12 protein-coding genes are annotated in these 11,318 nt (G+C 67.1%); 8 read left to right on the top strand and 4 right to left on the bottom strand.

Features of this window, described 5'->3' with window-relative positions:
* Positions 1-23: 23 nt before the first annotated feature.
* Together Q0925_RS02625 and carA are read right to left on the bottom strand one after the other, a co-directional pair.
* Positions 24-899 (bottom strand): homoserine kinase, encoded by an 876-nt coding sequence (locus Q0925_RS02625; RefSeq protein WP_299331623.1) that lies wholly within the window; start codon positions 897-899, stop codon positions 24-26.
* Between the two features lie 283 nt (positions 900-1,182).
* The gene (gene carA, locus Q0925_RS02630) at positions 1,183-2,250 is read right to left on the bottom strand and encodes a glutamine-hydrolyzing carbamoyl-phosphate synthase small subunit (protein ID WP_299331626.1); all 1,068 of its coding nucleotides are present in this window, start codon (positions 2,248-2,250) and stop codon (positions 1,183-1,185) included.
* A 98-nt stretch (positions 2,251-2,348) separates the two neighbouring features.
* On the opposite strand from carA, the gene Q0925_RS02635 reads away from it, so the two are divergent.
* From Q0925_RS02635 to Q0925_RS02660, 6 genes are all read left to right on the top strand, one after another.
* Complete coding sequence (locus tag Q0925_RS02635) at positions 2,349-2,762, top strand: Lrp/AsnC family transcriptional regulator (protein ID WP_299331628.1); 414 nt, start codon at positions 2,349-2,351, stop codon at positions 2,760-2,762.
* Positions 2,763-2,812: 50 nt separating this feature from the next.
* Entirely contained in the window at positions 2,813-3,283 is a 471-nt protein-coding gene (locus Q0925_RS02640; RefSeq protein WP_299331631.1) for a DUF5778 family protein, read from the top strand.
* Positions 3,284-3,299: 16 nt separating this feature from the next.
* Positions 3,300-3,473: a hypothetical protein gene (locus tag Q0925_RS02645; protein WP_299331634.1), complete on the top strand. Its 174-nt coding sequence runs from the start codon at positions 3,300-3,302 to the stop codon at positions 3,471-3,473.
* A complete protein-coding gene (locus Q0925_RS02650) occupies positions 3,470-3,598 on the top strand; it encodes a hypothetical protein (protein WP_299331637.1) in 129 nt (42 codons plus the stop codon). The genes Q0925_RS02645 and Q0925_RS02650 overlap by 4 nt, the downstream gene beginning before the upstream one ends.
* Before the next feature lie 62 nt (positions 3,599-3,660).
* Complete coding sequence (hemA, locus tag Q0925_RS02655) at positions 3,661-5,004, top strand: glutamyl-tRNA reductase (protein ID WP_299331640.1); 1,344 nt, start codon at positions 3,661-3,663, stop codon at positions 5,002-5,004.
* Between the two features lie 390 nt (positions 5,005-5,394).
* Positions 5,395-6,057, top strand: a complete 663-nt coding sequence (locus Q0925_RS02660; RefSeq protein WP_299331643.1) for an HAD family hydrolase — start codon at positions 5,395-5,397, stop codon at positions 6,055-6,057.
* 7 nt (positions 6,058-6,064) lie between these two features.
* On the opposite strand, the gene Q0925_RS02665 is transcribed toward Q0925_RS02660, so the two are convergent.
* Together Q0925_RS02665 and glp are read right to left on the bottom strand one after the other, a co-directional pair.
* Entirely contained in the window at positions 6,065-7,945 is a 1,881-nt protein-coding gene (locus tag Q0925_RS02665) for a molybdopterin biosynthesis protein (RefSeq protein ID WP_299331646.1), read from the bottom strand.
* A complete protein-coding gene (glp, locus tag Q0925_RS02670) occupies positions 7,942-9,168 on the bottom strand; it encodes a gephyrin-like molybdotransferase Glp (RefSeq protein ID WP_299331649.1) in 1,227 nt (408 codons plus the stop codon). Before glp ends, Q0925_RS02665 begins: the two co-directional genes overlap by 4 nt.
* Before the next feature lie 105 nt (positions 9,169-9,273).
* Between glp and Q0925_RS02675 the strand changes: the two genes are divergently transcribed.
* Together Q0925_RS02675 and Q0925_RS02680 are read left to right on the top strand one after the other, a co-directional pair.
* Positions 9,274-9,630, top strand: a complete 357-nt coding sequence (locus Q0925_RS02675; protein WP_299331651.1) for an Hsp20/alpha crystallin family protein — start codon at positions 9,274-9,276, stop codon at positions 9,628-9,630.
* A 6-nt stretch (positions 9,631-9,636) separates the two neighbouring features.
* Positions 9,637-11,310 carry an ABC1 kinase family protein gene (locus Q0925_RS02680; protein WP_299331654.1) on the top strand — a complete coding sequence of 558 codons (1,674 nt, stop codon included), beginning with the start codon at positions 9,637-9,639 and terminating at the stop codon, positions 11,308-11,310.
* Positions 11,311-11,318: the final 8 nt, after the last annotated feature.

Consider the following 11,318-nt stretch of genomic DNA (forward strand, 5'->3'; position numbering starts at 1 on the left):
GGGAGTGAGACGGGCCGGAACCGTCAGTACAACGTCGCGCCACGACCGATGTTCGTCTGATAGGCGCGCGCGTCGACGCCGACGTCTTCGAAGCCCTCGACCATGGCGGCCGCAATCGCCTTGCGGTCGCCGGGGTAGCAGGCGGCAAGGATCCCCGGACCGGCACCGCTGACGGTGACGCCGGTCGCGCCCGCCGAAAGCGCCGCCTCGCGGACGTTGTTGTAGCCGGAGATGAGGTCGGCCCGTGCCGGTGTGACGAGGCGGTCGTGCATTCCCTTGCCGACGAGGCGGGGATCGTTCCGGCACATCCCCGTGGTGAGGGTGGCGGCGCGGCCAACGGTGTAGACGAGTTGTTCCATCGTCGCCCCCGCGGGGACGACATCTCGGGCGTCACGCGTCGAAATTGCGATTTCGGGGAGACAGGCGACGAGGGGGATGTCGGCGTCGACGGTCGTCACGTCCCTGCCGGTCGCCACTGTAAACCCGCCAAGCAGGGCGGGCGCGACGTTGTCGAGGTGGACCTCACCGGAGACGGTCGCCTCCCCTTGCCCGGCGATCGGGACGAGTTCCGTTCGCGTGAGCCCACGGTCGTACAGTTCGTTCAACGCGACCGCCGCGGCGGCGGCGCTGGCACCCGAGGAGCCCAGCCCCGAGGAGGGTCTGATCCCCTTGTCGATCCGGATGTGAGCCGGGGCGTCGAGGGCGTCCGCCACCGCGCCGACGGTGTTGTTTTCCGGGTCCTCGGGGATGAACTCGCTGCCGTACCCCGTCACGTCGATCGTCGTCCGGTCGGCCTTCTCGACGCGGATGATATCCGCCGGTCGGGCAAGGGCCGCGCCGAAGACATCGAACCCACTGCCAAGGTTCGCACTCGTTGCGGGGGCCCTGACCGTAACCATGCCACGGAGTTGCGCGAGTCGGGTCAAAAACCTGCCGAAGGTGTAGGGCGGGCGAGGCCTCGATGAGGTATGGAAGTGGTCAAACAGCCGACTGCCGGCGGCCGGCGGCTGGCGGCCGGCAGCCGCGCTCTCATCCACCCAAGCGGTGTTCCCGACACGATCCTCCCGTCGGTCCGGCCCGTCGAAGCCGTCGGCTCTGGCGTTCGACGTTCTGCCGGTGTTGGGGTGCTCGTCGGGACGGCTAGAGTCAGAAGCCGACTCAAAGAAGGTCGACGACCCGGCGTCAGTCCGAGGTGGCGACCGTCGTGTCGGTCTCCACCAGATCGAGCACGTCCTCGAAAAAGTCGAGCGAGTCGTTGGGACCGGGGTGGGCCTCGGGGTGGTACTGGCGGGTGAGAACGCCGAGATCGTCGTTTGCGAGGCCCTCGGCGGTGCCGTCGTTGACGTTTACCTGCGTCACGTCGAGGCGGTCGCCCAGGTCGCCCACGGTGTAGCCGTGGTTCTGGGTGGTCATAACGACCCGGCCGGAGTTGAGATCACGGACCGGCTGGTTGACCCCACGGTGTCCGAAGTCCATCTTCTCGGTGCTGCCACCGAGGGCGTTGGCGACGACCTGTTGACCGAGGCAGATGCCCGCGATGGGGAGATCACCCAGAAATTCGGCGACGAGTGCCTCGGCGGCCTCGAAGTTCTCGGGGTCGCCGGGACCGTTCGAAATAAAGAGCACGTCGGCATCGACGGCCTCAACGTCTCCGGGCGTCGCGTCGTACGGCAGGACGTGGACGGTGGCGTCGCGGTCGAGAAGGGACTCGGCGATCGACCCCTTCGCGCCGCAGTCGATCAGCGCGATCGTCGCGGCGTCGCCGCCCTCGTAGACAAGCGGCTCCGCGACGCTCACCTGTGCGCCGATGTCGACGTGTTCGCTCATCCCCTTGCAGGCCGCGAGTTCCTCGCGGGCGGCCTCGGGCGTCGCGTCCGGGCCGACCGCTAGCCCACATTTCATCGCACCCCCCTCTCGGATCAAGGTAACGAGGTCACGGGTGTCGAGGTGGTCGATGGCGGGAACGCTCTCGTCGTCGAGCCACTCGACGACCGCCTCCGTGAACTCGCGGGCGATGGCCGCCCGGGGGTGGACCCGATCGGACTCGAATCGCTCGGCTCGGACGCCGTAGTTCCCGACGAGGGGGTAGGAGAACGTGAGCACCTGCTCCTCGTAGGAGGGATCCGTCAGGCTCTCCTCGTATCCGGTGTAGGCGGTCGTAAAGACCAGTTCACCACGGCTCCGACCCGGAACACGGCCACGCGCCTCGACGACGCGGCCGTTTTCCAGAGCGAGATAGGCGTCCGACATTACGAGATACACAGAAAGTCACGGCAAATAAGCCTTGCTTTCGAAGCTGAGTTACGAAATTCGCAATCGGTAAGTCGTCCCCGCAACAACGCGGTGGCATGGACGATCTGGACCGGCGGATCCTGAGCATCCTCCGTCGGGATTCGCGGGCACCGTACACGCAGATTGCGGACCGAGTCGGCACCTCCGAGGGCACGGTTCGAAACCGGGTCGAACGACTGGTCGACGAAGGGATCATCGAGCGGTTCACCGTGGCGACGCGCACGGGCAACGTCAAGGCGATGGTGGAGGTTTCCGTCGCCGTCGACGTCGACACCACGGCGGTCTCCGGTCGCCTCGCGGAATGGGACGAGGTGGATTTCGTCTGGCAGGTCTCCGGCGAGGAGGACATCGTCATGGTCGTCGACGCGACCGACACGAACGCCGTCAACGAACTGATCACGAGAACGCGGGGGTTGGACGAGGTACAGAACACGAAGACACGACTCATTCTGGACGAGCGACTCGGCTGACGCCCGCCGAAACCGTCATCGGTAAAGCCGCGCCACGCTCACTGACGTGTATGAGCGAAGGCGAAGGCGAGGGCGAAGGTGAAAGCGAGAACGAGTCCGGTGTACTCGATGAGGATCTCTACCGACGAACGAAGGCGTTGCTCGAACCCGGCGAGATCGACCTATCCGGCGTGATCGTCCACACGGACCTCACGGGCCAGGAGGACCTCGAAATGCACGAACTCACCGTCGAACTCAACGAGGTCATCGCGACCCACGCCGGGGCGGGGGAGACGTACATCTACGCCGGCAACGACGACACCGACTTCTCCTCGAACCAGTTTCAGGGGCTGACCGTCGAAGACGACACGTTCGTCTGGGAGTGTCAGCAACTCCTCCGGGATGGCACCTTCGACATCGTGTTCTACTACGAGGCCGACGTGGATCAGGCGGCGCTTGTCGAGGCCATCCGCGAGCGAGGGCACGAGGTGACGAGTGTCGTTCTCGACGACGACGGGATGACGGCGACGCGGGAGTCGTAGCTACCCGAGGCGGCCGATGACACCGCTGGAACGGGGCTCGCGGTCGCGGGCGAGCTTCGACAGAAAGGTATCACTGATCATAGACGTACCGCCGGCACCGGCGAAGTCTGTACCCGCCGACAGGACGTCGCAGGTGGACAGGTTCCGGCCGTCGGAAGACGACGAGGCTTTTATTACACAGTACACATGAGAGACGTGTATGCAACGGACCGAGCGGACTCGTCGGTCGGCGTCCTCGACCGCTTCCGGTCGGCTCGGAGCGGCGACGTCGACGGCGTGGACGAGCGGCCGACGACAACGGCAGAGGGTAGATAGAGCGGCGACGAATCCCAGTCAGAACCGAGGCGTGTGATCGACGTGTCAACCGGTGATCAACTGTGAAGACGGGTGTCATCCGCGGGGTATCTGTCTCCCATCGGCGGGCAACCATCGACGAGATCGAGTCCGTCGTTGACGGCGACGCGTCGACGGCGGTGCGGGATCTCCTCGTAAACGACGGGGTCGACGAGGCGTTCACCATCCGGACGTGTAATCGAGTGGAGGCGTACGTCGTCACCGACGACGCGCCGACCGGCAGAGCGGTGCTTTCGGCGTTTGTCTCGTCGGTTCCCGACGGAGCGGTCCGGGAGATGGACCACGAAACCAGCCTTCGGCACCTGATGCGGGTTGCGACGGGACTGGAATCGCTCGTCCTCGGCGAGGACCAGATCATCGGCCAACTCCGTACGGCGTTCGAGGAGGCACGTGGTATCGGCGGCATCGGCCCGCTACTCGAACCGGCGATCACGAAGGCGATCCACGTCGGCGAACGCGCCCGAACCGAGACGACGATCAACGAGGGCGTCGTGTCGCTGGGTAGTGCTGCGGTCGAACTCGCCTCGCGGGAGTGTGACCTCGACGGAGCGACCGCACTCGTCGTCGGTGCGGGGGAGATGGGCCAACTCGCAGTCCGGGCGTTCGACGGGACAGGAGTCGACGACCTCGTGGTCGCGAATCGGACGGTGTCCCGTGCCGCCAGCCTCGTTGACGAGGTCCGGACGACGGGGAGAGCCGTTGGACTCGACGAGGCGGCCGTGGCCGCGAAGCGGGCGGACGTACTCATCACCGCTACAGACAGCCAAGAGTACGTTCTCGACCGGTCGGACCTCGACGACGCCGGCTCGACGCTCGTTATCGACCTCGCACAGCCACGGGATGTCGACCCGACGGTGGCGACGGTCGGCCCCATCGACACCTTCGACATCGACTCGTTGGAGCGGATCACCGACGAGACGCGGGAGCGTCGCCACGAGGCCGCCGAACGGGTCGAAAGGATGATCGACAAGGAACTCGACCGCCTCCTCGACTCGTTCAAGCGCCAGCAGGCAGACGAAGCAATCGGGATGATGTACGAGAGCGCCGAGATGGTGAAAGAACGCGAGGTCCGGACCGCCATCTCACAGCTCGAATCACAGGGCGGGTTGACCGACGAGCAACGGGAGACTGTCGGGGCACTGGCGGACGCACTCGTCGGGCAGTTGCTCGCCGCGCCGACAAAGAGCCTCCGCGACGCCGCCGCAGAGGACGATTGGACGACGATCCAGACCGCGCTCGAACTCTTCGACCCGGAGTTCGGCGGCGACCGACCGACGCCGCCGGAGACGGAGGTTCCACGCGAGGGGGTGGACCTGAACCGCGACGATGTCCCGCAACACGTTCTCGAACGGCTCGGGGAGGAGTAACGGTAACCCGCCTGACACGGCGCGACGGCGGTGTCCAACCAGTCAAGAGGTGTGTGGCATGGCCGGGGGAGACCACGGACACACGGTCCCGTTCGGTGGCGGGCGGTGAGATGGCGGCGTACGTCTTCCGCGTGACCGTCCGGCTCGATCCACCGTCGGTCGGTGTCGACCCCGACCGGATCGAGTAGGGCCGCGGATCGACCGGCGTCCACTTTCCATCCCCGCCCGCCCTGCGGGTGCGGGTCCGACGTGTTCCGGCTGCCACAGAACTGACCGACCGTTCGGAGTGGGCTATCGGAACGGTGACTCCCTCGACCACCCGCGGCCTTTCTCCCCGTTTGAGAATCACGTCGGAACACACTTGTTCCGGCCCGGCATAGCCACGAACGAATGGTCGCACACGCCTACGATTTCTGGCTGTTCGACCTCGACGGGACGCTCGTGGACGTGGATCCCGCCTACGCCCGGTCGGTGTTCGACCGCGTCGGCGACCGTCTCGGCCGTTCGTTCTCCGAACGCGAAATCGAGGTGCTCTGGCACGGTCTCTCCGGGGAACGAACCCCACAGCTCCGCGAGTGGGGGATCGACCCGGACGCGTTCTGGGCCGCCCTCCACGAGGCCGAAGACCCGGCGGCACGCGTGGAGGCGACGTATCTCCACGATGACGCCGCCTTTGTCGCCGACCTCGACCGTCCCGTGGGCCTCGTCACGCACTGCCAGGAGTATCTCGCCGCGCCGGTGCTCGACCGCCTCGACATCCACGACTGGTTCGATACGGTCGTGATGTGTACGGGCGAGTTGGGGTGGAAACCCGACCCTGCACCGGTGTATCACGCCATGTCCGACCTCAGGGTCGACGACGAGGCGGCGGGCGCTCTCGCGGGCGACGGGCCAAACGACGTTGGCGCGGCGTGGAACGCCGGTCTCGACGGCGTCCACGTCGAGCGCCACGGCCCGGACCGCCGTGGCCGGTGTGTGCTTGGCGACTACCGGGTTCGGAGTCTGGACGAACTCCGAGGTATCGGGCGACCTCCGGCGGCCGGAGACGACTGATCGGGTGTCAGTCGAGGTCGAACCCCGGGAGCGACGCCACCGCGTCGTTGAGCCCCGAATCGAGCGCCTGTTCCAGTGCCGAGACGCCGGGCTTGTCTCTCCGCTCCGGATTGGCGAGAACGCGGACGGATTCGACACCGAGGGAAACGAAGTCACAGTCGAGCGCCGCGGCGGTGGCCCGGAGGCCGAGGCCGGCGTCGGCCGCCCCCGAGAGCACCTTTCGGGCCGGGCTCTCGAACCCCTTGACCGTCAGGTCGTACCCGTCGATGGCGTCGGTGAGGTCCCGACGGTCGACACCGCGATCGGCGGCGACACGGTCGAGTTCGGCGTCGAAACTGGCCCGGAGTCCGGAGTCCCCGCTCCGGTTGACAAAGCGGTAGTCACCGTCGATCAGATCGACGACCCCGGACACGCCGGCGTCGGGAGCGACGACCATCCCCCACTCGCGGGTCCACCCACCGAGGTCGACGGCGTCGACGTCGCGGTCGGAGGGTCCGGAGACGACGGCGGCGTCGGGGACACCGTCGCGGAGGCGGCGGCGACCCTGCCGACTCCCCACGTCGAGGTAGCGCGGGCGTTCCAGTCGGTCGAGCAGGCGGGAGAGCGCGGGGTCGTCCTCGCCGACACCGAGGAGGGTCGGCGGGCGCACGTCGGGCGAGAACAGTCGAACGGTCACGTCCTCGCCCTCGGCGAGGTACGCGGTGTCTGCGTCCACCTCAACGACGCCGTCGGCCTCGACCAGGCTCGTCGTCGCCCCGCTACCCTTGTCGACGGGGTAGACGAGGGTGTCGCCGTCGGCTTCGACGAGACCGACAGGCATCAGGCGGGTTCGTCCCTCACCGTACCGTTCTTGGACGGCCATCCGGCCCTCGACGGTCGCCGTCCGCGGATCGGGGAGGCCGGCGGCCGACCGGATCGCCGGCGCGACGAAGGTGCGGAAGATGGTGAGCGCGGAGACGGGGTAGCCAGGGAGGCCGACGTACGCCGAGTCCTCTAGCCGGCCGACGAGCATCGGCTTGCCCGGCTTCACCGAGACGCCATGGAGCAGGAGTTCCCCCTCACTCTCGATAACGCGGTAGATCACGTCGACGGCGCTCGCGGAGGTCGACCCCGACGAGAGAACGAGGTCACACTCGTCGGCGGCCTCGACGAGCAGGCGTTCCATCTCGTCGTAGTCGTCGCCGGCGTGGGGGTAGAGAACGGCCTCGCCGCCCGCCTCCTCAACGCCGGCGGCGATGGTGTAGGAGTTGACGTCGTAGATCTGACCGGCCTCGCTGTTGAGGTCGTCGCCTGGACGGACGAGTTCGTCGCCGGTCGAGACGATGCCGACCGTAGGCGTGCCACGGACGGGCACCTCGTCGACGCCGAGCGCCGACAACAGGCCGATCTCTCTGGGCGTGATCAGGGTTCCGGGACCGAACGCCCGGGACCCGGCGGCAACGTCCGCGCCCGCGAACATGACGCGGTCACCCGGCGCGACAGACGTGCGGATCGCCACGCCGGCGTCGATCTCGTCGGTCCGCTCGACCATCACGACCGCGTCGGCCCCGTCGGGCAACACCGCGCCGGTCGATATCTCCGCGCAGGTGCCCTCCCGGACGGTCACGTCCGGTTCGGCCCCGGCGTGAACCGTTCCCACGTGGTCGAGAACGACCGGATCGGCCTCGTCGGCACCGAAGGTGTCGCGGGCGCGGACGGCGTAGCCGTCGACGCTCGCGCGGTCGAACCCGGGGACATCGAGGGTGGCGTCGGCGCGGTCGGCGAGAACACGCCCCCGTGCCTCCGCAAGCGGGACCGTTTCCGCCACCGGCGTCAGATCGAGGCTCCGGATCGCCTCGCGGGCCTCGTCGGGGGAGGCGAGATCGCGGAACTGTCTCCGGTCGCTCACGCCGACCACTCCCAGTCCTCGACCACCACCGTCTCGCCGGCGTCGAACCCTTCCCGCTTCTCGGGGACAACGACCCAGCCGTCGGCGAGCGCGACGCTTGAAAGAACGCCGGAACCGCTGGCGCGGGTTGGTTCGGCGGTCGGCAGGTCGGTATCGTCGTCGTCCACCAGTCGAACCCGAGCGAACGTCCGGGTGCCGGGTTCGCTGGATATCTTTCGGTCGAGGTTGGCCTCGACGGTCGGGTGAGACGGGACGGGCATGTTGCCGACCGTTTTGAGGATGGGCCGGAGAAACTGGACGGCGTTGACGATACAGGCGACGGGGTAGCCCGGCAGCATGATGACCGGTGTCTCCTCAACGACGCCGAGCGCGACGGGGTGACCCGGCTTCAACGCGACGCCGTGGACGAGGACATCGCCGATGTCGTCGACCACCTCGGGGGTGTAGTCGCGCTCGCCAACGGAGGAGCCGCCCGTGGTGACGACGACGTCTTTTGCGAGGTCCCGCTGGATCGCGGCCCGGATGGCGTTCGGGTCGTCGTCAACGACGTTGCGGTACGTGGGGACTGCGCCCCAGCGGTCGGCGAACTGCGAGACCGTTAGGCCGTTTGTCTCGATCACCTCGCCGGGGTCGGGGTTGCGCTGGACGAGTTCCTCTCCCGTCGGGATCACACCGACGGTGGGGTGATCGTACACCTCGACTCGCTCGATGCCGACGGACTTCAGGAGACCGAGGTCGGAGGGACGGAGGCGGTGTCCCGGCTCGTACAGTTTCTCGCCCTCTGCCACGTCTTCGCCGACGTCGCCGACGTTTTCACCCTCGGCGACGGCGTCGAACACCTCTATTTCGTCGCCGACGGTCTCGGTCTGTTCGATCATGACAACGGCGTCGGCGCCCGCCGGCAGGTCGCTCCCGGTGTGGACACGGACGGCATCGCCGGAACGAACGTCGCCCTCGCCTTCGCGGAGGACCGTCGGAGAGCGGTCCGTCGCGCCGAAGGTGTCGCTGGCCTGGACGGCGTATCCGTCCATGGCGGCGCGATCGTAGCCCGGGACGGGGTGGGGGGCGGTCACAGTCTCGGCGAGCGTCCGGCCGTCGGCTCTGCCGATGGCCACCCGTTCGGTTCGGTCGTGGCCCGTGACCGCGTCAAGGACGGTGTCGAGGGCTTCGGCCACGCGGGTGCGGTCTTTGAATCCCGCGTGTTCGAGGTTGTCGTGACTCATACCCGTCTTTGCATTCGGGGACACAAAAACCCGTAGCCGGGCGACCGCGCCGGGTCGGCACGACACACCGCGGCCTTTTTCGATCCCCGGACCCTACAGGAGACCATGTCAGCACTGCGGGACGCGCTTCGGGACCTCCCCGAGGCGGTGTTCGCGGACCTGCTCGAGAGCGACGACGCCTACCTCCTCGTCCTCGACCTGCCGGGAGCGGCCGCCGGGACGGTCGACGCACGGGTCGAGAGGGGACGGCTCAACATCGAGGCTCGGCGCGAGAAGGCCCTCCCCGGTTCGTTCGAGTACGTTCGCGAGGACCGCTCGCTCTTTCTCGACGCCGAACTCCCGCTGCCGCCGGACGCAACGGGGGCGGGGGCCGAGGGGTCGATGGAGCGGGGCGTCCTCAAACTCCGTCTCCCGAAGTACGAGGCCGCACCGGAGCAGTCCGTCCCGATCGAGGACGCGTAAGCCCGGGTGGTCACGCTGGTCAATCTCCGTGCATACTGGCGATTCGTCCTGGTCGTCTACCAGTTCCTCCCGCTTCTGTTCGCGTACGCCCGCGACCAGCGGCGGTTTCTCCTGTTCGGGAGCGGTCGGAGCGTCGATCCGGGGACACAGCGAGAACGGGCCGATCGGCTGCTGAACTCGCTTTTGACCCTCGGGCCGACGTTTATCAAGCTCGGTCAGCTGTTGTCGACCCGGCCGGATATTCTGCCGCCGGCGTACATCGAGGTTCTGGCCTCACTCCAAGACGACGTGCCGCCGGCGCCGTGGGAGGAGACACGGCCGGTTCTCGAAGACGAGGTCGGACCGGTCGACGAGATGTTCGATGACTTCGAGCGGGACGCCATCAGCGGGGCCAGCCTCGGCCAAGTGTACCGCGCGACCTACGACGGCGATCAGGTGGCGATCAAGGTTCGACGGCCGGGGATCGAGCCCCTCGTCGAGGCCGACCTGCGGGCGGTCGGGTGGGTTCTGCCGATCCTCCTGCGGTTCACCGACGAGGCGCGCCGATTCTCGTTGTCGAACCTCGCCGACGAGTTCTCCGACACGATCAGAGAGGAGATGGACTACAGCCGCGAGCGGCGGATGCTCAACGAGATTCGGGGGAACTTCGAAACCAACGACCGGATCCGTATCCCGACCGCGGTCGACAGCCTATCGGGCGAACGCGTTCTCGTCATGGAGTATATCGGCGGCACCAAGATCAACGACATCGAGACACTCGATGCAAAGGGGCTCGACCGGACCGACCTCGCTGAGAGCCTCCAGCGGATCTACCTCCAAATGATCGTCGAAGACGGCGTTTTCCACGCCGACCCACACCCCGGAAACCTGTCGGTTGATGACGACGGCGCGATCATCTTCTACGACTTCGGTATGAGCGGGCGTGTAGACGCCTTCTTCCAGGAGAAGATCATCGACTTCTACATCTCGGTCGCCAATCAGGATATCGACGGCATTCTCGACGCGATGATCGAGATGGGGACGCTCAGCCCCGAGGCCGACCGCGAGGTGATGGGTAACGTGATGGAACTGGCCATCGCGGACGTTCGCGGCGAGGATCTGGAGCAGTACCGCGTCCAGCAGGTGATCCAGCAGGTCGAGGACACAATCTACGAGTTCCCCCTCCGACTGCCACGGAACTTCGCGCTCATCCTGCGGGTAGCAACGGTCGTCGAGGGGGTGTGTGTCACCCTCGACCCTGACTTCGACTTCATCAGCGTCGCCACCGACTACCTCACCGAACAGGGGTACCGCGAGGAGGGCGTCCGACAGGCCGTCGAGTCGGTCGGCGACCAACTGGAGGAGACGGCCCGCTCGCTGGTGACCGTCCCGCCGAAACTCGACGACGTTCTCGACCGGGTCAAGCGTGATGACCTCACGATACAGGTCCAACTCGACGGGGAAAACGACGTGTTGGATCGACTCGCAAAACGAATCGCCTACAGCATTCTCGCGGCGGTCGGGGTGCTCTCGACGGCCATTCTCTACTCGTTCAACCAGACGCCCGAGGCGGCCGTTGTCGCCGCGGTCATAACGGTCCCGGTCGGCGGCCTGCTCTACCGGTCGCTCCGGCGCAAACAGGGCGTCACGGCTCGGCCACAGTTCACCCGACAGGAGATGCGGCGACGCCGAGACGAGTGAGGCCGAAC

It is taken from the genome of Haloplanus sp. (assembly GCF_028275055.1).
GTDB lineage: Archaea > Halobacteriota > Halobacteria > Halobacteriales > Haloferacaceae > Haloplanus.

Excerpts from the sequence above, each read along its gene's own strand:
- Q0925_RS02625 (WP_299331623.1), bottom strand. The coding sequence starts at position 899 with ATGGTTACGGTCAGGGCCCCCGCAACGAGTGCGAACCTTGGCAGTGGG.
- carA (WP_299331626.1), bottom strand. The coding sequence starts at position 2,250 with ATGTCGGACGCCTATCTCGCTCTGGAAAACGGCCGCGTCGTCGAGGCG.
- Q0925_RS02635 (WP_299331628.1), top strand. The coding sequence starts at position 2,349 with ATGGACGATCTGGACCGGCGGATCCTGAGCATCCTCCGTCGGGATTCG.
- Q0925_RS02640 (WP_299331631.1), top strand. The coding sequence starts at position 2,813 with ATGAGCGAAGGCGAAGGCGAGGGCGAAGGTGAAAGCGAGAACGAGTCC.
- Q0925_RS02645 (WP_299331634.1), top strand. The coding sequence starts at position 3,300 with ATGACACCGCTGGAACGGGGCTCGCGGTCGCGGGCGAGCTTCGACAGA.
- Q0925_RS02650 (WP_299331637.1), top strand. The coding sequence starts at position 3,470 with ATGAGAGACGTGTATGCAACGGACCGAGCGGACTCGTCGGTCGGCGTC.
- Q0925_RS02660 (WP_299331643.1), top strand. The coding sequence starts at position 5,395 with ATGGTCGCACACGCCTACGATTTCTGGCTGTTCGACCTCGACGGGACG.
- glp (WP_299331649.1), bottom strand. The coding sequence starts at position 9,168 with ATGAGTCACGACAACCTCGAACACGCGGGATTCAAAGACCGCACCCGC.
- Q0925_RS02675 (WP_299331651.1), top strand. The coding sequence starts at position 9,274 with ATGTCAGCACTGCGGGACGCGCTTCGGGACCTCCCCGAGGCGGTGTTC.